Here is a 23,763-nt window from a genome sequence, read left to right on the forward strand (position 1 = left end):
CAATACAACTAGTAAAGCAAAGCCGCTGCCACAACCACTACTACAACTACCACCAAATCCCATAATAGTTCCTCCTTTAATAAGAGGGGAAAACAAGGGGTCACTCATGTATTTTAATGGATTCAACTTACTTTATGTTTTTTACACAATAATTGAGCAGGTCCTTTTGAAAATAAAGAAAAGACACCCTAAGGTGCCTTCCTCCGACTTGAACCATCTTAATTTTAATAATATTGGACTCCCGTCCGAATATTATTTTACCATGTTAAGTTGTTTTTGGAAATGTTCCATATCGATAATTGCAATAAACGTTTTAGTTTTGGAATTATGTATCTGTCTAAACGTTGAAATTAATAAAGGAACGATATACTTGAGGGTTTTTATCCCGCTTTAATGGGCAGTAAGACCCCCACCTCAAAATTTAGCGAAAGCAAAGAATTTAGGTGGGGGTCGGGCTGCCCATAAAAGTCCGATTGGTGAGGGCTGATAATCAGTGGGGGATGAAGAAAACCCCCACTGATTAAAGTTTCACTTTATGAGTGATTACAATCATACCATTAAAAAGAACCCCATAAATGATAAACCATTCCACTAACAAAAAACACTAATCCTAAAAAAAAAACAATTAAAGCAAGTACTCCATTTTGATTATGTTCCATAAAATTAGCTCCTTTTAGAATTATTTTTATATACAAAAAAGCCTTTAGTCGTAATTATGGCTAAAGGCTTTGAGCATTATACTTTTTAGTTAATAAAATCGTATAAGAAGAATTTATAATGTTTTTTATCGAATTTGGAACTGAAAATGTACTAGCTTGATAATGAAGCCTGGCTATTAGAATTGAAAAATTTTAGTTTTATTATAATTAATAGAAATGAGAGTAGTGTGAATATAAATCCGCTCCAAATAAGCTGATGAATACCTAAGTTTGAAATGAACCAGCCTCCAATAGTGGTTCCTAAAGTAATTCCGAGATTTGAGAACGAAACGAATAGACTGTTACCAAATTCAGGTGCTTCTTTAGCTTCACTTATTAACCATGTTTGACCAACAATTAATCCACCAGCATGTACGATTCCCCAAACGAATACTATAAAAATCATTGGAACAAGGTAGGAACCTAAATAATAAACCAATACGTAAACAATAGAATATAGAATAGGGAATGATATTACAGTGTTTATTATGCTTTTTTGCAGAAGACCACCAAATAAATGATTACCTAAAATCATAACTATACCAAATATGAATAGCATGATACTGATGAGAGATCCATTCATGGAAGTTACTTTTGCAAGGTACTCAGCGAAGTAGCTGTATACGGAAAACATGGCTGCAAAAAGGAATGTGACGGTTAAAATATTTAACCATAATCCTGGTTTGCCGAGTATACGAATTTGTTTGCCGAAAGACATTTTTTCTTTAACAGGCATAGAAGGAAGTAGGAGTAGTATTCCAATGAATGCAACAGTGTTAACGAATGCTCCGAATAAGAAAGCCATTTCGAGTGAAAATTGGTCTGCAAGGTAAGAGGTTAGTGGTACACCTAAAGCAAAGCCAACAGTAATTCCCATGAAAACTTTTGTAACTGCTTGACCGCTCTTTTCTGGAGGGACAAGTTTAGCAGCTGTTACAAGAGCGATTGAAAAGAAGAGTGGATGAAGCGCTGCCGGTAAAATACGAAAAATAAGCATGATTTCAAATTGTGTTGTATAAGCGTAGATTAAATTTGAAATAACAAATATGAAAATTGCTGTTAATAAAATTATTTTGCGATTAATACTAGAGACGAGCAGAATTAAAAATGGACCAGAAATAGCAACAACTAGTGCAAATATACTTACTAAAAATCCAGCTTGTGTAGTTGAAATTCCGAATTTTTCAGTGATTTGTGGTAATACGCCGACAATACCCATCTCGGTAGTAATAATTCCGAACACACCTATTGCGAGTGTCAGAATAAGTAAAGGATTTACTTTTTTCATTTATTAAACTCTCCATTCGTATCAGTATTTTGAAAGTAAATTCATTAACAAAGAAGCATTATTATAAGCATGATTGGATGCCAATATTATCAGGAGTATGTAATTCTAAATACAATAACAGATATCTAAATAACTAGATATGATATGTTAAAAAAATTTCTCCTTTCGATGTTTCTTGCTTTTATAGGCAGTGCAATTTATAAAAAAAGTAATTGGATACCTGTAAAAAAGCAGAATGTGTGAAAGCTAATAATCAATTAGTATGCTGATTAATTATTAGCTTTCATTTTATAATTCGTTTTGGACGTATTCAGAAAACTCTCGTATTGTTTTTTCATTTCGACGATAGTAGGTCCATTTTCCAATTCGGTCAGACTCTAGTAATCCTGCTTTTTTCATAGTTAATAAATAACTAGAAATAACCGATTGGGCTAAGCCAGTTTTAAGCTGGATATCTCCTACACATACGCCAACTTGAAAGTTAAGGTCTTGTTCTAGATAAGGTTTTTCATCGAAATGGTTTTCTGGATTTTTCAACCATGATAAAATTTGACATCTTGTTTCATTTGACAATGCTTTATAAATTAATAAAGGTTCCATAAGGATATTATATCTACTTTTATAGATTTGTAAATGGGTTTTAGTGATTTTAAGGGAATAAGGTGCTCTTGATCTGTACCCTTTGTAAAGGACATTCTAAAAAAGTTAGGCAACCTAAAAAAGATGATTTCTGTATGCAAGCAGGAGTCATCTTCTTTAAATTCTATTGATAGTAAGAGTGATTATAGTACGTCATATATTTCTTAATTTCATGTGTTAACTGAACAAACGATTTACATGATTTTATATATGCTTCATCGGTTAAAGTATTACGAGGATTACGGACAAAAATGATAATATTGTTAGGTTTAAGCATGTTGTTGCCTAGCTATCAATGGTGGATTCCTAAGAAGAGTAATAATAAAACCTAACTGAAGATTTAAGAAAAATTTTATGTTTACCCCACTTTTTATTTTAAAAGTTTTTCCTATCCTATAAATGAGTTACATCAAGAAGGATATTAAAAACGATAAAGTTATAGATGAAAATGTAAAGTTAGGGGATTCTACATGCATACAGGAGTTTTGATGAGTTATTTGTATACTTATTTTTTTACTATTATTTTTTGTATTGTGTTTCAAATTGGATGTTATTTTAAAGCGAAAGGAAATATATCTATTCGGCATTTTTTATGGGTATATGTTTTTCTGTTCTACCTTTCGCTAGTGTATAAGGTGACTCAAATCGCGACTGTATGGGATATAAGTAGATATGAAAAGTGGATTCGCGTCAGTCAAATTAACTTGACTCTATTTGATACGGCAGGTAGTACTACGTATCTTTTGAACATTGTACTGTTTATGCCGTTCGGTTTTTTATTACCGACTATTTGGCCACAGTTTAGAAAAATGAAAAACACCGTATGTGCGGGATTCTTTTTTTCATTGGCAATTGAGTTAAATCAATTACTAAATAATAGAATTACAGATATTGATGATTTATTTACGAATACCCTCGGGGCGATTATTGGGTATGTAATATATAGAGTTTTATTTAAAATGTTTAAAATGATATGTAAAAGAGAGGGAAAAAAGCTTGATACGAACTCTTCTTTAGTCATAAAATACGAGGCCGTTTTTTGTTTAGTGTGTTCATTTGTAGGTGCGATGTTAATTTATCATCCAGCTTTATTTGGAAGACCTGTCATCCTTTAGTGAGGTGATTATGCTCTTGTGCTATCTCGTTTATACAATGATTCTAGTATTTCTTCCAATCAGCACAAGATTCTCTCTATACGTTATTAAGCTATTCAGCAGACTGTAAGATGATCAGTAATCGTAATGATGAGATTGAAATAAAGGCTGACAGTTTCTATCCAAGTTTTTCATTTATGTATGATGCGCAAGAATTATTTATTATTGGTGGAGAAGAGAAATGGTCACATATCCATTATATAAAAGAATTTTTCCATCTTGAGCAGATTACAGATGAGCTAACTATTGATGTAAGAAAATGAGAGATGCGAAGAAATAGATGAGCAAACCCTCAAGTATAGAACGATATACTTGAGGGTTTTTATGTATGAAGAAGGCTTTTCTATTTTTCTCTAGAATGAACAGTAATGTATAATCTAATTCCTTAATGTAATAAGGAGGCAGTAAAATTTGAACAGGAAAATTTGGTTTGTATTTACTTTTTTTGCTCTTTTAGTATCTGGTTATGTTGTTGTCCAATATTTTATTATGGATGGATTTCAAACAGGACTTGTAAAAGCGAAGCTTATGTTTGGATCTAAATTAAGTGAATTCTGGTATATGATGTTATTTATACATATTACAACTAGTATAGTAGCATTAGTAATTGGTCCTTTTACATTATCGACTAAATTTAGAGGAAAGAATATCAACCGTCATCGAATAGTTGGGAGAATCTATATGGTTGGTATATTATTAGGAGGCGTTTCTGGACTATATTTATCCTTTTATGCTACGGGAGGGTTGGTAGCGAAGTTAGGTTTCGGTTTGTTATCCGTATTTTGGCTAACATCAGCATATCAAGCGTTACATAGAGTTAAGAATAAAAAAATTAAAGACCATCGGAATTGGATGGTTAGAAATTATTCTTTAACCTTTGGAGCAGTTACATTAAGAATTTGGCTACCGTTGTTTATCGTTCTATTTGGAATAGAGCGGTTTGAACTTAGCTACGCTATTATTGCTTGGTTAGCGTGGGTACCTAATTTAATTGTTGCAGAATTATTCATAAGAAAAAGACTTAATAAAGGAAAATACGAAGGAAATGAGGATTTACATTTTTAATGTAAATTTGCTGTAATATTGAGGGCAGAATTCTTCAGTAATTGAATTTTTTAATAGCTGAATTACGTACAAAAATAGGATGGCCAATGGAAGCCATCCTATTTGTATTACCAACTAGCAGTTTCCGTACTTTCTTTCAACCACTTCACCCAATCCAAATCCGCCACCTTAAGCAAACTCAGCGAAACACCTTTCATATCTAAAGAAGTCAGCAATGTACCAACCTTTGCGAACTTCACATGTAATCCTTCCAGCTCACATAAACGGCGAATGTCATTTGCGAAAATGTATTGCTCCATTAATGGAGTTGCGCCTAATCCGTTAATGAGAATAGCGAAGTTGTCGCCTTTTCTCCAGCGGTAAATGCTTTTTAATTTATTCATTAGTTCGATCGCTAATATTTCAGAAGAGGATAGTGCTTCTTTACGGTATCCTTTTTCACCATGGATACCAACGCCATAAAAGACTTCATGTTCGTTTAATGTGAATGAAGCTTTTCCTTTCACTGGATCGTTTGCAGGTGAAAGTGCGACTCCTAATGTGTGTAAGTTTTCGGTGATAGAACGGCCAAGTGTTGTTAGTTCTTTTAAAGAATGTCCGCTCTCAGCAGCCGCACCAAGTATTTTTTGAACGAAAACAGTACCAGCGACGCCGCGTCTTCTTTTATTAAACGAAGCATCATCTTCAATTGAAACGTCGTCATTTACGATGATATGATCAATTTTTCTTCCTTCTTCTTTAGCAATTTGTTCAGCCGCAATAAAGTTTGCTACGTCATCTTTAAAGTTTTTGATGATGAATAAAATACTTTTATTTTTTGGCATGAGGCGAGTTGCCGCAATAATTTGTTCCACTGTAGGCGGAGTGAAAATATTGCCGTTTACGGCCGCTGTAAGCATGCCTTTTCCTACATAACCTATATCAGCAGGTTCATGTCCGCTACCACCGCCGCTTATGATAACAACGTTTTGCGTCAGTTTTTCTATATCTTTTACATAAATGATGTTATTTGTTTCATCGTAATTTACTTTTTCGTTATGTTCAAAATAAAAGCCATGCATCATATCTTGAACAACATTTTCTACATCATTCATAATCTTTTTCATTGCTTTTGCCACCCTTTAATTACTTTGCTGATTGTTCCAGTAATAGTAGTAATTGATTGTTTATCATATTTTTCATGAGAGAAGACATAATGGAAGGATCTACTTCGCATTTGCTTTCAATCCAATCTTTTATCGTTCCAACGAAGCCGTGACTATAAAAGGAGGCAATCGTATTTTTTGTCTCATCAGAAAGGCTGAATCCACAGCTCACAGATAATTCATCAATAATCTTCATATATAAGTTTTTCGTATGCTCAAATAAATAGTGATTAAACGAGTTTTGCTCAATGACTTTAAAAGCATTTCGGTAAAATTTTTGATTTTCATAAAAGTAATCAAATAATAAATCGAAAATGTTTTCCCACGTTTCATAGTCGAGAAAGTCGATAATGTTCTCTTTCGTTTCTTCTCTATAAATCCAGCTTAATAGTTCAAATTTATCTTTAAAATGATAATAAAAAGTTTGCCTACGCATTTGACAGTGTAACATAATATCGCTCACTGATATTTTATGAAACGACTCTGTTTCCATTAAATACTTCAATGAATTCGCGATTATCTTTTTAGAAATTATAGAAGAGGTCATCTGAATCATCCCTAGAATGTTAGTAATATGAAAATCCTACCTACAAATGAGAGCGGTGTCTTTAGACAGATTGTCCATTTTGTCCGTTTACTATAAAACGCTTTCATTTTAACATGAGTAGTAAGAAGAAGATTTCAAATATATCACAATATATTAAAGGAATTGAGGGAGAATCACAATGAAAAAGATTATAAATAAACCAGAAACATTAGTAATGGAAATGTGCAACGGAATGGTTATGGCTCATCCAGAGCTTGAGCTTTTGAAAAAATATAAAGTAATTAAGAAGAAAGAAATGAACGAAAATAAAGTAACGTTAATTAGTGGCGGCGGTAGTGGTCATGAGCCAGCGCATGCAGGATTAGTCGGAAAAGGAATGTTAGATGCGGCAGTGTGCGGAGATGTGTTTGCTTCGCCTTCACAAATTCAGGTGTATCAAGCAATTAAAGAGACAGCTAGTAAAAAAGGTACGTTATTAATTATTAAAAATTACAGCGGCGATATTATGAATTTCAAAAACGGTGCGCATTTAGCGACTGAAGATGGAATTGAAGTCGACTACGTAAAAGTGGACGATGATATTGCAGTAGAAGATAGCCTGTACACAGTAGGACGCCGCGGCGTTGCGGGGGTTATTCTCGTTCATAAAATTGCCGGCGCAGCAGCGGAAGCAGGTATGGATTTAGGAGCGGTGAAAGCTGTAGCGGAAAAAGCAGCGGCTAACGTGCGTACAATCGGTTTAGCGTTAACTTCTTGTACAGTTCCAGCGAGCGGATCACCTACTTTCACACTTGCGGAAGATGAAATGGAATACGGCGTTGGTATTCACGGTGAACCAGGAATTAAGCGTGAAAAAACGATGTCAGCTGATGAATTAGCTAACCGTATGACAAATGATTTAATAAAAGATTTAGGAGTAAAAGATGGCGAGGAAATCGCACTTCTAGTTAACGGTTTTGGCGGAACACCACTACAAGAACTTTACTTATTTAACAACGCAGTGACGAGAGAATTAGCTGCTAGAAACATTAAAATTAATAGAGTATTTGTCGGAAACTATATGACGAGTATCGATATGGCTGGTATGTCTTTAACAGTAATGAAACTAGACGATGAGTTAAAAACATTACTATCGAAAGAGTGTAATACACCTGCGTTTAAAGTAGATGGACCAGTTGAAAGTGTAGAGTACGTGAATGTGCTTGAAGAGACAGAAGAGAAGGAAGTTTCCTTTGAAATAGAAACGGCGGAAGAGCACGCTGTTATAAAAGATAATGTTATTACATTAAACAACATGATTTATCTCGTTGATAAAATGAGCGACGTTATTATTAAAAATGAAGTACCGTTCTGTGAGTTAGACACGCACGCTGGTGATGGCGACTTCGGAATGAGTGTGGCAAAAGGATTTAAGCAATTAAAACGTGAGTGGCATTCTATCGTAGATCAAGAGAACGTAACAATCGGATCATTCCTTGACGGTTGTTCCATGATTATTATGGAACATTGCGGCGGCGCATCTGGTCCAATTTGGGGCGGAGCATTCCGCGCAGCTAGTAAAGCAGCTGGCGAAAAACGTGAGCTAACAGTGAAAGAATTCGGTGAAATGTTACAAGCGGCACTGAAAGGTATACAATCTATCGGTGAAAGATCATTCGGTAGAGGAGCAGTAGTTGGTGATAAAACACTTGTTGATGCACTTGCTCCATGTGTAGACTCTTGGTTAGCTAGCGCTTCAAACGAAGAAGACATGAAAACTGCCTTCGAAAAAGGAGCAGAAGCAGCGGTTAAAGGAGCAGAGTATACGAAAGAAATCGTAGCTCGTATGGGCCGCGCCGGTACAGTTGGTGAAAGAAGCTTAGGCTATCCAGATGCAGGTGCACATGCACTTGGAGTTATCTTTACGGAGATTGCGGGTAGTTTGAAATAGGAATGATGTTAGTTTGAAAGAATCCCCTTCATGGTAAGTTGTTTACTGTGGAGGGGATCTTTAATTATAACCATCATTCTTCCAGTGAAAAAATTTATTTGTTAGCCAATCTGGAAGCTGCTTCTTCAACTTCTTTATATGCATTTTGTAATACTTCAGTTGGATCTAGTACTGCTGTTCCTTGTGCACGAACTATTTGATAATCTTCAATACCTAGGAAATTAAACATTGCTTTTAAATATTTATGAGAGTATTCCACTTCTGTATACCAATCATCATTTGTATAGATTCCTCCACTTGCTTGTATAACAAGCATTCTTCTTCCATCTTTAAGTAATCCCACTGATCCAGTTTCAGTATATTTAAATGTTTCACGTGCAATCATGATATTGTCCATGTAATCTTTTAACTTTGATGGAATATTAAAGTTGTGCAAAGGTAATACGATAACATACGTATTTGCACTTTTAAATTGTTGTAAAATTTCGGACATACGCTCTGTTACTTTTTGTTCTTCATCAGTTAACTTCTGTCCATTTCCTTGCTTTTCCCATGCGCTTAAAACAGTTTTATCTATCATTGGTACTACATCATCGTATAAATTAATCTGTTCAATCGTTTCATTATTAGGAATTAATTCTTTATAAGATACTAAAAAGTGGTTAAGAACCTTAATGCTGACTGATGATGTATCATCCACTTTCGGATGTGCGTTTATGATAAGTGTTTTGTTCATTTGTATTTCCCCTTTTTAAAAGTTTTTACGTTTTAATTGCCGACTGAGTTAATCGTCGATTAACTTAGTCTTTAATATAAGCTCTGAAATTATTTTTGTCAAATGAAATACATACTATTCTAAAAGAGCCTTTTTTTATTTGACTAAAATTCTAAATGGTCCTAAGATACAATTTGATAACCCTTAAAATAAAAAGCAGGTGATTTGTATATGCAATATAGTGTTGGGGTTGAATATGCCTTGCATTGCCTAGTTTATTTAATTAATACTCCTTCCAAGGAAAGTGTTGGAATAAAAGATTTGGCAGAGTTTCAAGGACTTTCTGAAACATTTCTTTCAAAAGTTTTCGGTAAATTATCTAAAGCTGACATTGTGAATTCTGTCCCAGGTGTAAAGGGAGGATATAGGTTAGCTAAGTCTCCAGAAGATATCTCTTTTTGGGATGTAATAGAAGCCGTCGAAGGCCCAAAACCTATTTTTCAATGTAAAAATATTGTACAGAATGGTCTACTATATCGAGACGACGCTTGTAATTCTTGTGACCCTAGCAATTCTTCTTGTACAATTAACTTAGTAATGCTTGAAGCAGAAGAACACATGCGTGAGTTTCTTCGTAAAAAGACTCTTGCATGGTTAGATAAAGAACTTGATATTGTTTTACCTGAAAAGATAAGGGTAGATACTCGTGAATACTTCAAACAAAAAAACTCTAACTAAATCGCCATGACGAATTAGTTAGAGTTTTTTTGTTTTTTGACATTAATTCCATCATGTGAGTACTTCATCACAAATTCCTTCTTTAAATATCACATTTAATTAACTCATAAAGTTTCAAATTGATTAACATTGAAATTCTAAAAAATACAATTATATTTTCGTGAAAAGTAAATGAATTTATGTGTTCATATATTTTAAACATAGTGAAAATTCCCTTTGAAAAAGGAGCAGAGTACACGAAAGAAATCGTAGCTCGCATGGGCCGCGCTGGTACAGTTGGCGAAAGAAGCTTAGGCTATCCAGATGCAGGTGCACATGCACTTGGAGTTATCTTTACGGAGATTGCGGGTAGTTTGAAATAGGAGTTAGAAAGTCCCTTTGCCTTAAGGTGGAGGGACTTTTATATATTCTTCATTTGTATCTATATCAAATTTTTCAGTGCTTTTTGCTTATTTGAGACTTAGCTTTTTTGTGATTGCAGCTTATCGATTTTCCAGTGTGCTCCTAGAGGATCTAAAGAGCTTTCAATATAAAACATATATTCATCTGCGGTACTTGGTACTTCAAAAGCTATTTTCAATTCTACCGTTTCATTTGGTTTAACTTGTATATCAGAAGGGTTTTGATCAAGCACCTTTCCTTCATAGGCCTTTCCGGCTTTTTCATCTTTTAGGTTATATTTTAATTCTGATAGTCCGATCGTTTGACCTCGTACATTTTTTACAGAGACATTAACAACGACGGAATCGTTACTAGCATTTAAATATGCATTTTGAACGGCGGTCAAGTAATAGCCTCCCTTAACACTCTCACCAACTAATAAAATACCTTGTTCCAAGCGGCTCATATCTTCTTTTTCTTCAAGATTTATTAATTCTTCATTTTCATTTTTTGCGGTTGGTTCTTCTATTGGACCATTTTCAACGGCACCATCTTTTTTATCTTGTGTGCAAGCAGCCGTAACACTGGCTAATACTAGAATTAAAGTAAGCAATATGAATGATTTTCTCATAAAATTAATCTGTCTCCTTAAGTTTCTCAATTTTGTGCAACTATACATATAAGATTAACATAATGTCTCATTATTGGCTCAAAATAGGGGTTCTTTTAGATACCTTATTCTTTTTCCTTTTAATATATATCCGATTGGTTCTCACGATATTTTTTAATCTTTTAAATCATTGGCTTAGTAATACTGAGGGTTATTATAGATATATTAATCATATAATTTGTCCCTATCAAAATGAACGATTCTTGCATCTAATATATTGTAAGTATATTTTATTTTGAAAGGATGTGATTATATGGCTCATAAATCTACTGGAGTGTTTCGAGTTCCAGTTTCTGAAAATGGGATTATTCCAACTGCTCTCAACATTATGTTAAACAATGATTCACGCTGCCATACTAGTGATGTAACGGTAACTGTTAAGAGAAGTCGAAACATTTCTTTCCCGACTCAAAATGAGTTAGTTGAAATCTCTCGTACTTTTGTTTCTTTAGAACCAAACAGAACAACTAAGATTGTGTTGTTTACGCCAGAATTCCAAATAGAAGATTTTCTTGATGTCATCATTAGTGGAAATAAAGATGATGTTAAGGATGTTCTTGTATATTCTTTCTTAGCAGATTCAGCAGGTCACAATCTGCCATCTACTGTTTTTAGAAATGCAGAATACACTTTTGCTTGCTGATACCGTGATGATGTATTCTTTACTGTCATATATCTGAAGGGAAATGTTAAATAGGAGTTGATTTAACTTTTATTTGGGTTTTCCAAAGGAGTCTGCTTTAGCTAAATAAACAAGGAACCGACTAATAGTTTCCTTGTTTATTTGCATTTAACATGAAATTTCGTATCTATTATTCCGAAAACAACTTTACACAGGAACGGATTTTTCCTAGTGAAGTAGCACCTATAGATGAAAGTACTCAATATTCCAATTGTAAAGGTAAGCGAAATACTTGAATGTTACCATCATTAATTACCATCTTCATAATATGTAATTAGTATTATTTTATTCTTCAAATATCTCCGGCTTCTCCACTCTAAATGATTTCACCTGATCACATTCTAAACAAAATGTAGTTAATAGTTTGGAACGCTTCCCCACTGAAAAGAGCCTACTAGAATCATCCTCACAAACATATGCATGAAAAGCAAATCCAACTCTTCCTTCTTTAAATGTAGTAGAACCACAATTCTCGCATCGTTTATTTTTCATGCCACTAACACCTCTTTTGCTGTATTTTTAAGATAAAAGTAAAGCAACTTGGTTATACATGATGTTTTCGACAAGATGCAACATAGCCCTTTATATATTCGTAAGTAAAACAACATAATACACCTATAAATCTCTATAATAATATGATTTTTTACATATCATTTAATGTATATCGGAAAAATAAGTATTAAAAGATTGATTTTTATTATTCTGATGATTATAATAAATGGAAATCAAACAATTCTTATGTTGAGAAGTGGAGGGACGGGCCCTATGAAACTTCGGCAACCTCGTTTTAGACGAAAGGTGCCAAATCCTGCAGGTGAAAAAACACCTGAAAGATAAGAGCGGTTCACTTAGTCAAGAAGGCTACTCTTATTTCGTTAAGAGTAGCTTTTTTTATGGCTAAAAGTTAAAGGGGGAACAGGTAGTGGAGTATGGTTTTTGGTTGCCGATTTTTGGGGGATGGCTTCGAAATGTAGATGATGAATCTATGCCGCCTACGTTTGAGTACGCAAAACAAACAGCGCGAGCGGCAGAACAATTAGGTTTTTCAACAACTCTTATTGCAGAATTAAATTTAAATGATATAAAAGGTGTTTCAGCACCAAGTTTAGAGGCGTGGACAACTGCGGCAGCACTTGCAGCAGTGACGGATAGATTAGAGATTATGACAGCTGTAAGACCTGGGTTCCACAATCCAGCAGTTACAGCGAAAATGGCAGCAAATATCGATCAATTAAGTAATGGTCGTTTTACATTAAATGTAGTTTCAGCATGGTGGGAAGAAGAAGCGAGACAGTACGGCGGGGTATTTACCGCACATGATGAAAGGTATGATCGCACAGAGGAATTTGTAACAATTTTGAAGGAGCTTTGGAAAGAAGAAGAGTTTTCTTATAAAGGGAACTTTTATGAGCTTCAGCATACACATTTAAGTCCAAAACCTGTGCAGAAACAAGGCATTAAGCTTTATGCAGGTGGTGAGAGTGAGCGAGGAAAAGAGGTCATTGTAAATCACGCGGATGCATATGTAATGCACGGGGGAACAGTGGAAGAAGTATCTGTGAAAATAGAAGATATGAAGAATCGTAGAAAGAAAGTTACAGAGGAGCCATTGCAGTCATTTGGGCTTGCGGCGTACGTCATTTGTCGTGATACAGAAGAAGAGGCATTAGAAGAATGGAGACGCATAACGGATGTGAAAGACGATGCTTTAGGTTATGCGGGTTACCAAGACTTTATTAGTAAATCGCATTTGGAACAGCAAGTGAAGCTCAATGATTATTCCGTATCTAATCGCGGGTTACGTCCTAATTTAATCGGAACACCAGAACAAATTGCAGAAAGGATACTTGCTTTTGAAAAAGTGGGTGTTACGTTATTACTTTTACAATTTTCACCACAGCTTGAAGAGATGAAACGATTTTCTGAAAAAGTGATGCCATTAGTTGAAGCAAAAAGAAAGGAATTGATTACAAATGAGTAAAATTTACATATTGCATGAGAATAAGGAATGGACGAATCATTTAGTGAAAAGGTTGGAAGAACTGGAGTTACCGTATGAGGAATGGCTTTTAAATGAAGGAACACTTTCATTAGAACAAGAACCTCCAAAAGGTGTTTTTTATAGTCGCATGAGTGCCTCTTCACATACGAGAGGGCATCGATATGCACCTGAGCTGACTGAAGGGGTTCTTGCTTGGCTAGAGGGATACGGGCGCACAGTATTTAATGGGTCTCGTGCATTACGTCTTGAAGTAAGTAAATTGAATCAATATGCAGCATTAAGAAAATTTGGGATACAAGTGCCGAAAACAATTGGTGCTGTTGGCCGTGATCATATAGTAAAAGCAGCAAAGGAGTTAGGGGAAGTACCGTTCATTACAAAGCATAACCGTGCAGGTAAAGGCCTTGGTGTTCAACTATTTCATTCCATTGATGCTTTAGAACAATATTTGGATGGTCCGGCGTTTGAAGAACCGATTGATGGAATTACTTTAATCCAGCAATATATTGAAGCACCAGAACCATATATTACACGTTGTGAGTTTGTAGGTGGTCAGTTTGTATATGCAGTTAAAGTAGATACATCAGAAGGATTTGAGCTTTGTCCAGCAGATGCATGCTCTATCCAAGATGCTTTCTGCCCAGTAGGAGAAGAGAGTAAGAAAGAGTCGTCAACAAAATTTGAAATTATATCAGACTTTCAAGAGCCAATTATTGAACAATACAAAGAGTTTTTGAAAGAAAATGAAATAACTGTCGCTGGTATTGAATTTATTCGTAGTGCGGATGGAACAATTTATACGTATGATATTAATACAAATACAAACTATAATTCTGACGCAGAGTCTGTAGCGAATCAATTTGGTATGCTTGAGCTTGCTACATTCCTTGGAAGAGAATTAGAAAAACAAGTAGAGTTAATTAAATAATAGGTAAGGTTCTAGTGAGAATATTTGTTAAAGTAATCGTGGTCGTATGGCCAAGATGAAGATATCTTGATGCAGGAGCGCATGCGTTTGAAGTGATCTTTGTGGAGATTGTGAGTAGTTTGAAATAGGAGTAAGAAGATCCCCTCTAGCTTAAGCTAGAGGGGATCTTCTTATTCCTATATATATTCCAATAATTGCTTCTATTTATTGTTATAAATATTATCCTGCCTAGATTAATAAGAAGAGATGAAAAAACACGCTAAGCAAAAAATAAAATAAGCTGCCTAATATGGAAAGCTCATTTACATAATTCTCTTTATTAGCAGTAGGGCATTAATTCATTTGATGGTTTTAAAAACAAAACTTATTTCGTATATTCAGAATATAATGGAATTTTATTATAATGTATTAGAGATCTACATTGTGTGTAGTTATTGTTAATCATTCAAATAGTATTTTTTACAGTAAATCCAAGCTAAAAAAAGGGACTTAATATGTTAAATGGTTTTGGAATTCCAGGAACTATTATTACTGTTTTAACTTTAATTGGATTAGTATTTTTATTTAGAAAATTGTTTAGAAAAAATCAATAAAATAACATTTGATTTAAATAAGAAAGGAGGGGAGTTATGTTGAAACAAGGATGGAGTAAGTTTAAACGTAAGTGTAAATCCCCTAAAGACTGTTTACGAAAAGCTTTAGACTTTATTTTTAGCGAAATCATATGGGATTCTATTTTCAAAGTTTTCCTTAAACTGTTATGGGCATTTAAAGGTATAGTAAAAGGTTTGAAACGCCTAATAGATAGCATATTTACATAATTTTCGTTATTGGTAGTTAATACATCTAGAAGTCTACAAAAATATCCTCCAGTTAAGTACTCTGGAGGATATTCATATTTACATAATCATTCTTAAAAGAAGCCACACAAAATGAAACCTCTTTAGCTCCCAAAAGGCTTACTCTTATCTATTAATAACTGTACAGCGTCTTGCTCCTCTACAGATTAAACGCTCGGCTTCTCTTAATGAAATGGGAACAAGTACAGCTTCATCAACATCGTCTTCTACATCAAAAACCGCAAATGCTTCCCCACCCACGATTAAAACACAAATGAATTCTACCTCTAAATCATCATGAGACCTAGGAATACAATTAGAAATAGTACAACGTTGAATACCCCCTGCTAACAATGTTCTAGCTTCTTGCTCAGATATTCGAATAAAAACAAATTCCTCTATGGCTACATTTCCAACTTCCACTTCAATTTCTACTAGAAGAAAGAATCTGTTTCTAATTCTCACTATACAATTTGCCCCAATTGAAATAATATCTTCATTCATTCTTTTCACCTCCTTTAATACTATATAATTCATAAAGAGGTGAAATGGTGTGGACAAGCAAACAAAAAATTTGTTTTTTTGAAATGTGAGAAATCAGTTAACAACTATCATCAAAAAAACAGAAAAAACAACCTACACTACAGGAAGTTTTTTCTGTTTTTAGTCTGTATACGATATTCAAAATTAGTAAACATAACGTCTCATTATCGGTAGGGAGTGAAAAGAAGAAACCTACTTTCACAAGGGAATCTTCTTTTCTGTTCTATGGAACTATGCTTTTTTTATACATTCCTATTATGGCGAGCTTTTAGGTTTCTCGTTTATTATTGAAATACTAGAAAAATTGTATAAAATTTTGCATACTTTTAGCGTGGTTTTTTTCTGAAATGCTGGTAGTACCCCATTTATAGGTTATGAGGAATGGTGTTTTTTATACTATTATCTATTCTTGGGTTTTATAAATAGCATCTATATGAACTTATTTTTTATTAAAAATAATAGAGTTTTTCAAAAAAGATATTTCCTTTGTGGGAAAAAGTGGTCCCAAATTCTTTTAGTTAAAAGCTCATGTCTTAAATCGATTCATATTTGAGGTATGACGAATGCGAAAAATGAAAAAAACAAATCCAATCGTGATAAAAGTTTGGAACCAGATAATGAATAAGGCACATAAAGAAAAGGTACCTATATATAGGTACCTTTTCTAATAATTTTTTAGCAGAAACAACTGCATCCGATAATGATTAATAGAATAAATAATACAACTAATAAAGCAAATCCTCCAGCGAAACCGCAGCCTTCGCCGCAACTACCACCATATCCCATAACAATAGTGCCTCCTTTAGATAAGAGGGTAAAACTAGGGTTCATTCCATGGATTTTAATGGGTTCACTTTACTTTATGTTTTAAAGAATGAATGGAGCAGGTCCTTTTGAAAATAAAGAAAAGACGCCATTAGGCGCCTTCCTGTTAGGTAGATAAGACTTTAGTTTTCCAATCTAAAGAAATTTTGTATCAGTTCTTTGTGAGTATATCATAATATCTGATTGATTTATTATGCATTGTTACATACTTTTCTAACTCCTCTATTTTTCATTTGATAAAATAAAATCCTAATATTACCAAAAATTAAATAAATATTTCTACATATTCAAGATATTTACATAAATTACAAAGGTGATACATTTAAGTTGTAAGCTATAAAAACTATTAAAGGGGGATTTATTATGTTCAAGAAATTAGTAGTAGGGCTATTGGCAACTGGTATTGCATTAACAGGAGGAATTGGGGCAGCTTCAGCTGATACGCAAAAAGCTGTGAGCTCTCCGAAGCAAGCAACATGCTCAATTCCTTATGAGTATTCTAATGGTAAATTTAAAAGAACTCTTTATTACTCAAATGGAGTATATGCTAATAGTTTTAATGAAAATGTTTGTGGCGGGACGATTACGTGGTATTTAAAACATGTTCAAAATGGAGTTGCTTTTTACGAAGGTAATTTAAAATAGCAGATTTTTTGAACCTCATTTATTGAGGTTCTTTTATTTTTAGTTTTTAAACTGATTCTCCATAAAAAAAGCACTCAAAGGTTCTTTCCTCCGATTGAATATTATTTTAATATGTTAAACAATATGGGACATTGAGCAATATGATTCAATCCTATTATTAATCAACTTTATAGAAAGGTATGTTCAAGCGTTGTCATAAAGGTTAGGGTATTTATTAAATAGAAATAATTAGTGGTAATATAAAGTGTTTTTTACCTAATAAACCTTTTGAATTCTAAATATTAACTTCAAAGTAATTCATTTCATAAATTTTAATTTTTTGCTAACGCTGTTATTATTTTATATATTATTATTCCAATAAGCGTTGTGTTAATTAGTTATTTTCTGATAATATCTCTGTGTGTTCTACTCTAATAATTATAAAAAGGTGGTGTTTTCTTTATGTCAAACATGTTTCATAAAATTGGTGATGCGATTGAAAGGAGTATGTATTTTAAATCTTGTTTTTATATCTTAACAGGGGCTCTGCTTATTTATATTGGTTACATTGTAGGTAAGTGGGTGGGTTCTGTTGTGTTTTAAAGTGAAAAAATGGAATTTAATCAAGAAAAGAGAATTTTTTCAAAAGGTGTAGTAATATAAAATTTATATCGATTAAACGTAATATAATCAACTTAAGAATAATAGATATTATTGAGAATTCAGTATTAAAAAAGAAATGCCTAATTTAGCAGTATTAAGTAATGAGGAATTAAAAAACATTCATGTTCATGGTGTCTACAGCAGTTTTTTTACTGGTCACTTTACTGTGTATTACGTTATATTTTAAAACACACGATAAACGTTTTATGTATTTTGGATATGTATCATTATTTTTAACTTTTTTTGTTATTGGTACTTTTTCATAATTAAATGTCCAATGGTTTATCACAAATTAAATTAAGAAGAGCATATATAAGAGAGAAAAGGCATTCATATGAATGCCTTTTCTTTATCAATAGCCCGAGGAGAAGAGAATATACAGATTTTGATGTGGTACTTCTTGGGCAAATAGTTGTAATTCATCAGATACAGAAATAGACATACAAAAACGCCATCTTTTCCTATGATTCTACAGAAAGAATAGCGTATTTTTTATTTTGTATTTCAATAAGTTCATCTGGAATCATTTTTTAGATAATATTTTTTCTGTTAGCTCAAATATAAATAATGCTTTTTTCATGTTATTAACAACATCTTCTTGAATATACTTTATTCTTTAAATTTATCTGGTTTTTCAACTCGGAATGATTTCACCTCACCACATTCTAAACAGAATGTGGTTAATAGTTTGGATTGCTTCCCCCTTGAAAAGAACCTACTAGGTTCATCTTCACAAACATATGCATGATAAGCAGATCCAACTCTTCCTTCTTTAAATGTAGTAGAACCACAATTCTCGCATCGTTTATTTTTCATAGTACTAACACCTCTTTAGGTTGGTATTTATGTTGGCGTGTTCTCTATCTTCTTTATAATAGAAGTAAAGTAACTTGGTTATAAATGATGTTTTCGACATGATACAATATACCCCTTTATATATCCGCAAGCAAAACAACATAATATTAATACGGAAAAATATAATAATATGAGTTTTTGCATATTTCAAAAATTAGTGTACCCTTCAAAAAGTTTTAATAGTATAATATGTTTTGTCATATTCTTTTAGATTTTTCGACAAAATATAAAATAGAGAACGTATTGGGAGAAGGAATTATGTACACAAAACTATTAAAATCAATTACATCATTAACACTTATTGGTGGCGCTTTATTATATACAAATGGCAGTGATGTGAAAGCTGCTGAGGCGGGTATTTTTTCTGATGTTCCTACATCGCATTGGTCGTATCCGGCGATTAAAGATTTAGCGAGTAAAAATATTATTTCCGGTTATGGAAATGGAATATTTGGTTTTGGAGATGTTGCGACGAGAGAGCAAGTTGCAGCTTTAATTTATCGTGTGTTAGTACCGAATAAGCAAGGTGGTACGTTCAGTAATGAAGGTGCTCGTTACGTATTAAAAGATGGATCTACTTTAAATAATCCGTATCGAGATATTCGCTCAGGTTCAACATTGTTTCCAGAAGAGGTTTTAACGTTAACGAAATTAGGGGTTTTTAAAGGTGATGCAAACGGTGGATTTAGACCGAAAGACTCTGTTAGCCGCGCAGAAATGGCACAAATTCTTACAAACGCTTTCCATCTTTCTGCGAAACAAAAGCATACATTTAATGATGTTCCAAGTGGTTATTGGGGTGAAAATGCAATTAGTGCGGTGCAATCAAACGGGATTGCTTCTGGTACAGGCGAAGGGGGATTTGAGCCATATAGCACGGTAAAACGTGAACAATATGCGCAGTTTTTATATAATACTTTGAAATATAAAAAGCCTGAAGTCGCGGTGCAAGATACAGGAGATGCGGCATTATTAGCGGCATTTAAAGATGAAGTGCAAAAGCGTATTAATGCGTATGAAACGAATATTACACTTCCATATAAAACGAAAAATGGTAATCAGGAAGAAGTAATGAAGACACTTTTCAATGCCTATAAAGAAGTTGCAAGTAAAAATGAGTATACAAATTATAATAGATCGAATGTTTCATATGGAATTTCTGGATCACCTGGAAATTATACGTTTACGTTAAAGATTACATATCGTGAAACGAAAGAACAAACGGAATATGTAATGAAGCAAGCAAAGGCAATTGTTTCTTCTATTACGCAAGTTGGAATGGATGATCACGAAAAAGTGAAGGCGATTCATGATTATGTCGTAAAGCATATTTCTTATGATACGTCTTATAAAGCTTACACCGCATATGAAGCACTCGTAAATCGTTCTGCAGTTTGCCAAGGTTACGCACTATTAACCTATCAATTATTAAAAGAAGCTGGAATTGAGAATCATTTTGTAGTAGGAACTGGAGATGGTCAGCCTCATGCTTGGAACTTAGTGAAAATCGAAAACAAATGGTATCACCTTGATACAACATTCGATGATCCAATACCAGATGAACAAGGCCGCGTTACGTATTCCTATTTCAACTTATCAGATGAGCAAATCGCAAGAAATCATGAGTGGAATCGCGGGGACTATCCGCAAGCTACAACAAATTATTATAGTACATTAACAAATAAAATTGCGGCAGGTGGTACGAAAAACCCTGCATATCAGCAAATACTAAAAGATACAAAGTTAAATTATTTAGGAAATGAATACATCGCAAATAACTATAATGAATTCAAAAATAAAATGCAGCAACGTTATAACGAAAAGTCACCAAAGATTGAAATCCTTTATAAACAATCAATGGATGGCGCATTGCAAGACGTGAAAAAAGTAATTGGAGAAATCGGTTATCCGCAAGGAGCAAACCGTGTTTCTTATAAAGCTGAGCCGTATAATGCGAAAGAAGGATATTCTTTAGTGACGATTACGTTTATGTAAAAAAGCAACCTAGATTCCATGTTGGATCTAGGTTGCTTTTTTTTAACTTAATTTGACATATACAGTTGAACTGTATAAAATTAAACTATACAGTTGAACTATATAGTTTAGCTATATATTTATCGTTACATTGGAGGTCTTTATGAATAGAGATAAAAATTTACCATTAACGGAAACAACGTATTACGTTCTTTTAGCTTTATTAGAGCCAGCTCATGGATATTTAATTATGCAAAAGGTGGAGGAATTAAGTAATCAACAAGTAAAGATCGCAGCGGGTACATTGTATGGTGCGGTTGAAAATTTATTAAAACAAGGGTTAATAGAATCGGTAAAAAGTGAAGATAAACGAAGAAAAGTGTATGTCATTACGGGACGTGGGAAAGAAGTATTGCACTTAGACTTTATGAGAATGCAGCACATTATTGAGGTTACAAAAAGTTTATTACACGTATAGTTAGGGGGAAACGATGATGTGGAGATTGAAATTCTTTTTAGACTTTGAGAAAGAGGAAAAATGGTTAGAAGAGATGGCTTGGAAAGGCTATCAACTAGAAAGCAATACATTTGGTTATACATTTAGATATACAGAGCCGGAAGATGCGACGATTAGAATAGACCATAGGGTATTTAGTAGAAAAAGTGAATTTATTAATTACTGTACATTATTTGAAGATAGTGGCTGGGAGCATATAGCTGGTAATTGGTGGTCAGGTACGCACTATTTTAAAAAGGTAAATGAGGAAAGCGAAGATGACATTTTTTCAGATCAAATGTCACGAGCAGGGAAGTATAAACGTCTATCTAAAACATTTTTAGAATTAGCTATATGCTCTATTCCGATATTAATTCTATTTATGTTTAATGACACGATTCATTTAGGAGCACTTGCAAATCCGAAAGAACTATATTTTACGCCAGGACTATGGGATAAGCAAGGTGTATCATTTCTATGGTCATTCTTATTTGAAACACCATTTGCATTGATGAGAGGCTTTGCATGGTTGTTTATCCCTGCTGCAATTGTTATGTATTTAGTTTGTTCGTATAAAGCAAATCGGTTGTATGAAGAGAGAAGATGATAGAAAGTATAAATTTTATTGGTATGTTACACCGGCTTAGCATGTGGTTTTACCTTTAATTAATAGCTTGTTCTCTTATTAATCGCTGCATGGATTACCAAAATATCTAATACAGAAGACCGGCATACATAAACTATTGTATTTCTCAATAAACAAAACAATTTAATTTGGTAAAATAATAGTTGGATGTCCAATACATATTATTAAAATTAAGATGGTTCAAGTCAGAGAAAGGCACCTTAGGGTGTCTTTTTCTTTTTTCTAAATGACAGTTTTGGCTTAAAGAAGATAAATTTTCAATGGATGATTCCCATGAATATATAAATAAAGTTTATCCATATATTTGTAGAAAGGAGGAATTAAAATGAAGAGAGATGATAATAAGGTTGGTCATTTTACATCTGAAAAAGGAAAAGAAGACTTTCAAATTGCCTACGATGAATCAATGGCACTTCTTCCAACACCTAACGATATGAAAGATATAGAAACTACATATGGCACAATTCGTACGTATTACTTTACTAAAGAGGAAAATAAACAGAAGGAACCGATACTCTTACTCCCTGGACGTGGTGCATCTACTCCAATGTGGGTACCGAATTTAGAAGGGTTAAGGGAGAAAAGGCCTGTTTACACAATCGATTTACTTGGTGAACCTGGAATGAGCGTGCAAACGAAGGTGATTGAAAACCAAAAACAACAAGCAGAATGGTTAAATGAAGTAATTGAAGGATTAGGTTTAAAAAAAGTGCATATCGTGGGTGTCTCTATTGGAGGTTGGACAGCAATGAATTTGGCCAGATATAACCCTAAGCATATTGCTACGGCTAGTTTATTGGACCCAGTCTTTGTATTTGCACAAATATCCATAAAGATGATTCTGGCATCTATTCCAGCTTCCGTTCCTATTGTACCTAAGTTTTTAAGAGAAAAGATGTTAAGCTATGTTTCTGGAGGAGCAGAAACAAATGATGATGAGCCAATCGCTAAGTTAATCGAGTCGGGCATGCGTAACTATAAATTGAAAACACCAGCGCCTGATTTATTTAGTAAAGAAGACTTAAAAAATATCAATGTTCCAGTGCTTGCCTTAATGGCTGAAAAAAGTACAATGCACAATTCGGTAAAAGCAGTCGAAACTGGAAAAAAATACGTTAAAGATATAGATATAGTGAACTGGAAAAATGCATCTCACGCAATTAATGGTGAGTTCTCTAACGAAGTTAATGCCAGAATCCTTGATTTTGTAGAAAAACATTCTACTGATAAATAAGTTGAAAGTGGGAAATATGTTGTAATGACAATTTTACTTCTTCTATTTTCATGAATATGTATAATTACATAAAAAATCAAGGGAAAAGAGAGTATACTTTGATATTGTGTAATAAAGATAAGGCCCGCCTACGGAAATAGGTGGGCTTTTTTTACATATGAAGAAAAGACACTCACATGAGTGTCTTTTCGATAGTTTTTTAGCAGAAGCAAGCAGCTCCAACGATGATTAATAAAATAAACAATACAACTAATAAAGCAAATCCTCCGGCGAAGCCACAGCCGCCACAACTACCACCAAAGCCCATAATAGTTCCTCCTTTTAATAGGAGAGGAAAACCAAGAGTTCACTCATGTGTTTTAACGGATTCAATTTACTTTATGCTTTTACAAATGAATGGAGCAGGTCCTTTCCAAAATAGATTTATTTATCCCGCTTTAATGGGCAGTAAGCCCCCCACCTCAAAATTCAGCGAAAGCAAA

General features: G+C 33.7%; 26 protein-coding genes, 2 pseudogenes and 1 riboswitch. Of the genes and pseudogenes, 16 read left to right on the plus strand and 12 right to left on the minus strand.

All coding sequences use genetic code 11. The annotated features are described in order from the left end of the window. Positions 1-810 precede the first annotated feature (810 nt). From GFJ36_RS04310 to GFJ36_RS29370, 3 genes and pseudogenes are all read right to left on the minus strand, one after another. Positions 811-1,986 (minus strand): MFS transporter, encoded by a 1,176-nt coding sequence (locus tag GFJ36_RS04310; RefSeq protein ID WP_098230388.1) that lies wholly within the window; start codon positions 1,984-1,986, stop codon positions 811-813. Positions 1,987-2,274: 288 nt separating this feature from the next. Next, complete coding sequence (locus GFJ36_RS04315) at positions 2,275-2,586, minus strand: ArsR/SmtB family transcription factor (RefSeq protein WP_000433539.1); 312 nt, start codon at positions 2,584-2,586, stop codon at positions 2,275-2,277. Positions 2,587-2,749: 163 nt separating this feature from the next. After that, positions 2,750-2,851, minus strand: a pseudogene (locus tag GFJ36_RS29370) (TetR family transcriptional regulator); the annotation flags it as partial. Positions 2,852-3,095: 244 nt separating this feature from the next. On the opposite strand from GFJ36_RS29370, the gene GFJ36_RS04320 reads away from it, so the two are divergent. From GFJ36_RS04320 to GFJ36_RS04330, 3 genes and pseudogenes are all read left to right on the plus strand, one after another. Continuing rightward, the gene (locus tag GFJ36_RS04320) at positions 3,096-3,740 is read left to right on the plus strand and encodes a VanZ family protein (RefSeq protein WP_097890606.1); all 645 of its coding nucleotides are present in this window, start codon (positions 3,096-3,098) and stop codon (positions 3,738-3,740) included. Between the two features lie 47 nt (positions 3,741-3,787). Further along, a pseudogene (locus tag GFJ36_RS04325) lies at positions 3,788-4,042 on the plus strand (hypothetical protein); the annotation flags it as partial. Positions 4,043-4,190: 148 nt separating this feature from the next. Next, entirely contained in the window at positions 4,191-4,844 is a 654-nt protein-coding gene (locus GFJ36_RS04330) for a DUF2306 domain-containing protein (protein WP_157349496.1), read from the plus strand. A gap of 107 nt (positions 4,845-4,951) precedes the next feature. On the opposite strand, the gene dhaQ is transcribed toward GFJ36_RS04330, so the two are convergent. Both dhaQ and dhaS read right to left on the minus strand, forming a co-directional pair. Further along, positions 4,952-5,950 carry a DhaKLM operon coactivator DhaQ gene (gene dhaQ / locus GFJ36_RS04335; RefSeq protein WP_088062245.1) on the minus strand — a complete coding sequence of 333 codons (999 nt, stop codon included), beginning with the start codon at positions 5,948-5,950 and terminating at the stop codon, positions 4,952-4,954. A 19-nt stretch (positions 5,951-5,969) separates the two neighbouring features. Continuing rightward, a complete protein-coding gene (gene dhaS / locus GFJ36_RS04340) occupies positions 5,970-6,536 on the minus strand; it encodes a dihydroxyacetone kinase transcriptional activator DhaS (RefSeq protein ID WP_000204220.1) in 567 nt (188 codons plus the stop codon). Positions 6,537-6,714: 178 nt separating this feature from the next. Here dhaS and dhaK point away from each other — a divergent pair, with 178 nt between their 5' ends. Beyond that, complete coding sequence (gene dhaK, locus GFJ36_RS04345) at positions 6,715-8,466, plus strand: dihydroxyacetone kinase subunit DhaK (protein WP_098082730.1); 1,752 nt, start codon at positions 6,715-6,717, stop codon at positions 8,464-8,466. Positions 8,467-8,560: 94 nt separating this feature from the next. Here the strand turns inward: dhaK and GFJ36_RS04350 are convergent, their stop codons facing one another. After that, positions 8,561-9,202, minus strand: coding sequence for an FMN-dependent NADH-azoreductase (locus tag GFJ36_RS04350; RefSeq protein WP_060489122.1), 642 nt, complete (start codon positions 9,200-9,202; stop codon positions 8,561-8,563). A 210-nt stretch (positions 9,203-9,412) separates the two neighbouring features. Here GFJ36_RS04350 and GFJ36_RS04355 point away from each other — a divergent pair, with 210 nt between their 5' ends. Beyond that, positions 9,413-9,919 carry an RrF2 family transcriptional regulator gene (locus GFJ36_RS04355; protein ID WP_063222022.1) on the plus strand — a complete coding sequence of 169 codons (507 nt, stop codon included), beginning with the start codon at positions 9,413-9,415 and terminating at the stop codon, positions 9,917-9,919. A gap of 179 nt (positions 9,920-10,098) precedes the next feature. Beyond that, the gene (locus GFJ36_RS04360; RefSeq protein WP_097890602.1) at positions 10,099-10,281 is read left to right on the plus strand and encodes a DAK2 domain-containing protein; all 183 of its coding nucleotides are present in this window, start codon (positions 10,099-10,101) and stop codon (positions 10,279-10,281) included. A 98-nt stretch (positions 10,282-10,379) separates the two neighbouring features. On the opposite strand, the gene GFJ36_RS04365 is transcribed toward GFJ36_RS04360, so the two are convergent. Further along, positions 10,380-10,931, minus strand: coding sequence for a DUF4352 domain-containing protein (locus GFJ36_RS04365; protein ID WP_097890600.1), 552 nt, complete (start codon positions 10,929-10,931; stop codon positions 10,380-10,382). Between the two features lie 292 nt (positions 10,932-11,223). On the opposite strand from GFJ36_RS04365, the gene GFJ36_RS04370 reads away from it, so the two are divergent. Further along, a complete protein-coding gene (locus GFJ36_RS04370; RefSeq protein ID WP_087979654.1) occupies positions 11,224-11,613 on the plus strand; it encodes a hypothetical protein in 390 nt (129 codons plus the stop codon). Between the two features lie 324 nt (positions 11,614-11,937). Here GFJ36_RS04370 and GFJ36_RS04375 read toward each other — a convergent pair whose 3' ends face one another. Then, positions 11,938-12,144: a hypothetical protein gene (locus GFJ36_RS04375; RefSeq protein ID WP_097890598.1), complete on the minus strand. Its 207-nt coding sequence runs from the start codon at positions 12,142-12,144 to the stop codon at positions 11,938-11,940. Positions 12,145-12,385: 241 nt separating this feature from the next. Next, positions 12,386-12,492: riboswitch (SAM riboswitch) on the plus strand. Between the two features lie 82 nt (positions 12,493-12,574). Here GFJ36_RS04375 and GFJ36_RS04380 point away from each other — a divergent pair. From GFJ36_RS04380 to GFJ36_RS04390, 3 genes are all read left to right on the plus strand, one after another. Beyond that, positions 12,575-13,633, plus strand: coding sequence for an LLM class flavin-dependent oxidoreductase (locus tag GFJ36_RS04380; protein WP_097890596.1), 1,059 nt, complete (start codon positions 12,575-12,577; stop codon positions 13,631-13,633). Beyond that, positions 13,626-14,582: an ATP-grasp domain-containing protein gene (locus GFJ36_RS04385; RefSeq protein WP_157349497.1), complete on the plus strand. Its 957-nt coding sequence runs from the start codon at positions 13,626-13,628 to the stop codon at positions 14,580-14,582. Before GFJ36_RS04380 ends, GFJ36_RS04385 begins: the two co-directional genes overlap by 8 nt. 629 nt (positions 14,583-15,211) lie before the next feature. Next, positions 15,212-15,403: a hypothetical protein gene (locus tag GFJ36_RS04390; RefSeq protein ID WP_097890592.1), complete on the plus strand. Its 192-nt coding sequence runs from the start codon at positions 15,212-15,214 to the stop codon at positions 15,401-15,403. 144 nt (positions 15,404-15,547) lie between these two features. Here the strand turns inward: GFJ36_RS04390 and GFJ36_RS04395 are convergent, their stop codons facing one another. Together GFJ36_RS04395 and GFJ36_RS04400 are read right to left on the minus strand one after the other, a co-directional pair. Further along, positions 15,548-15,925, minus strand: coding sequence for a hypothetical protein (locus tag GFJ36_RS04395; protein WP_001001284.1), 378 nt, complete (start codon positions 15,923-15,925; stop codon positions 15,548-15,550). 714 nt (positions 15,926-16,639) lie between these two features. Beyond that, a complete protein-coding gene (locus GFJ36_RS04400) occupies positions 16,640-16,750 on the minus strand; it encodes a YjcZ family sporulation protein (protein ID WP_000540371.1) in 111 nt (36 codons plus the stop codon). Between the two features lie 402 nt (positions 16,751-17,152). Between GFJ36_RS04400 and GFJ36_RS04405 the strand changes: the two genes are divergently transcribed. Together GFJ36_RS04405 and GFJ36_RS28980 are read left to right on the plus strand one after the other, a co-directional pair. Continuing rightward, on the plus strand, positions 17,153-17,434 hold the full coding sequence (locus GFJ36_RS04405; RefSeq protein ID WP_000473837.1) for an LCI fold-containing protein: 282 nt from the start codon (positions 17,153-17,155) through the stop codon (positions 17,432-17,434). Between the two features lie 441 nt (positions 17,435-17,875). Then, positions 17,876-18,016, plus strand: a complete 141-nt coding sequence (locus tag GFJ36_RS28980) for a hypothetical protein (protein ID WP_179862451.1) — start codon at positions 17,876-17,878, stop codon at positions 18,014-18,016. 669 nt (positions 18,017-18,685) lie between these two features. On the opposite strand, the gene GFJ36_RS04410 is transcribed toward GFJ36_RS28980, so the two are convergent. After that, positions 18,686-18,892 carry a hypothetical protein gene (locus tag GFJ36_RS04410; RefSeq protein ID WP_097890590.1) on the minus strand — a complete coding sequence of 69 codons (207 nt, stop codon included), beginning with the start codon at positions 18,890-18,892 and terminating at the stop codon, positions 18,686-18,688. 297 nt (positions 18,893-19,189) lie between these two features. On the opposite strand from GFJ36_RS04410, the gene GFJ36_RS04415 reads away from it, so the two are divergent. From GFJ36_RS04415 to GFJ36_RS04430, 4 genes are all read left to right on the plus strand, one after another. Further along, positions 19,190-20,926, plus strand: a complete 1,737-nt coding sequence (locus GFJ36_RS04415) for an S-layer homology domain-containing protein (protein WP_097890588.1) — start codon at positions 19,190-19,192, stop codon at positions 20,924-20,926. 142 nt (positions 20,927-21,068) lie between these two features. Next, positions 21,069-21,383 (plus strand): PadR family transcriptional regulator, encoded by a 315-nt coding sequence (locus GFJ36_RS04420; protein ID WP_097890586.1) that lies wholly within the window; start codon positions 21,069-21,071, stop codon positions 21,381-21,383. Positions 21,384-21,396: 13 nt separating this feature from the next. Next, entirely contained in the window at positions 21,397-22,008 is a 612-nt protein-coding gene (locus GFJ36_RS04425) for a DUF2812 domain-containing protein (protein ID WP_071729316.1), read from the plus strand. A 364-nt stretch (positions 22,009-22,372) separates the two neighbouring features. Further along, a complete protein-coding gene (locus GFJ36_RS04430) occupies positions 22,373-23,281 on the plus strand; it encodes an alpha/beta fold hydrolase (protein WP_097890584.1) in 909 nt (302 codons plus the stop codon). A gap of 199 nt (positions 23,282-23,480) precedes the next feature. Here the strand turns inward: GFJ36_RS04430 and GFJ36_RS04435 are convergent, their stop codons facing one another. Further along, a complete protein-coding gene (locus GFJ36_RS04435; protein WP_000505670.1) occupies positions 23,481-23,588 on the minus strand; it encodes a YjcZ family sporulation protein in 108 nt (35 codons plus the stop codon). Positions 23,589-23,763: the final 175 nt, after the last annotated feature.

It is taken from the genome of Bacillus sp. EE-W1, from assembly GCF_009760835.1.
Classification (GTDB): domain Bacteria; phylum Bacillota; class Bacilli; order Bacillales; family Bacillaceae_G; genus Bacillus_A; species Bacillus_A wiedmannii.

Coding starts and splice junctions, on each gene's coding strand:
- GFJ36_RS04310 (WP_098230388.1), bottom strand. CDS start 1,986: ATGAAAAAAGTAAATCCTTTACTTATTCTGACACTCGCAATAGGTGTG.
- GFJ36_RS04315 (WP_000433539.1), bottom strand. CDS start 2,586: ATGGAACCTTTATTAATTTATAAAGCATTGTCAAATGAAACAAGATGT.
- GFJ36_RS04320 (WP_097890606.1), top strand. CDS start 3,096: ATGCATACAGGAGTTTTGATGAGTTATTTGTATACTTATTTTTTTACT.
- dhaQ (WP_088062245.1), bottom strand. CDS start 5,950: ATGAAAAAGATTATGAATGATGTAGAAAATGTTGTTCAAGATATGATG.
- dhaS (WP_000204220.1), bottom strand. CDS start 6,536: ATGACCTCTTCTATAATTTCTAAAAAGATAATCGCGAATTCATTGAAG.
- dhaK (WP_098082730.1), top strand. CDS start 6,715: ATGAAAAAGATTATAAATAAACCAGAAACATTAGTAATGGAAATGTGC.
- GFJ36_RS04350 (WP_060489122.1), bottom strand. CDS start 9,202: ATGAACAAAACACTTATCATAAACGCACATCCGAAAGTGGATGATACA.
- GFJ36_RS04355 (WP_063222022.1), top strand. CDS start 9,413: ATGCAATATAGTGTTGGGGTTGAATATGCCTTGCATTGCCTAGTTTAT.
- GFJ36_RS04360 (WP_097890602.1), top strand. CDS start 10,099: ATGTGTTCATATATTTTAAACATAGTGAAAATTCCCTTTGAAAAAGGA.
- GFJ36_RS04365 (WP_097890600.1), bottom strand. CDS start 10,931: ATGAGAAAATCATTCATATTGCTTACTTTAATTCTAGTATTAGCCAGT.
- GFJ36_RS04370 (WP_087979654.1), top strand. CDS start 11,224: ATGGCTCATAAATCTACTGGAGTGTTTCGAGTTCCAGTTTCTGAAAAT.
- GFJ36_RS04375 (WP_097890598.1), bottom strand. CDS start 12,144: ATGAAAAATAAACGATGCGAGAATTGTGGTTCTACTACATTTAAAGAA.
- GFJ36_RS04385 (WP_157349497.1), top strand. CDS start 13,626: ATGAGTAAAATTTACATATTGCATGAGAATAAGGAATGGACGAATCAT.
- GFJ36_RS04390 (WP_097890592.1), top strand. CDS start 15,212: ATGTTGAAACAAGGATGGAGTAAGTTTAAACGTAAGTGTAAATCCCCT.
- GFJ36_RS04395 (WP_001001284.1), bottom strand. CDS start 15,925: ATGAATGAAGATATTATTTCAATTGGGGCAAATTGTATAGTGAGAATT.
- GFJ36_RS04400 (WP_000540371.1), bottom strand. CDS start 16,750: ATGGGATATGGTGGTAGTTGCGGCGAAGGCTGCGGTTTCGCTGGAGGA.
- GFJ36_RS04405 (WP_000473837.1), top strand. CDS start 17,153: ATGTTCAAGAAATTAGTAGTAGGGCTATTGGCAACTGGTATTGCATTA.
- GFJ36_RS28980 (WP_179862451.1), top strand. CDS start 17,876: ATGTCAAACATGTTTCATAAAATTGGTGATGCGATTGAAAGGAGTATG.
- GFJ36_RS04410 (WP_097890590.1), bottom strand. CDS start 18,892: ATGAAAAATAAACGATGCGAGAATTGTGGTTCTACTACATTTAAAGAA.
- GFJ36_RS04415 (WP_097890588.1), top strand. CDS start 19,190: ATGTACACAAAACTATTAAAATCAATTACATCATTAACACTTATTGGT.
- GFJ36_RS04420 (WP_097890586.1), top strand. CDS start 21,069: ATGAATAGAGATAAAAATTTACCATTAACGGAAACAACGTATTACGTT.
- GFJ36_RS04425 (WP_071729316.1), top strand. CDS start 21,397: ATGATGTGGAGATTGAAATTCTTTTTAGACTTTGAGAAAGAGGAAAAA.
- GFJ36_RS04430 (WP_097890584.1), top strand. CDS start 22,373: ATGAAGAGAGATGATAATAAGGTTGGTCATTTTACATCTGAAAAAGGA.
- GFJ36_RS04435 (WP_000505670.1), bottom strand. CDS start 23,588: ATGGGCTTTGGTGGTAGTTGTGGCGGCTGTGGCTTCGCCGGAGGATTT.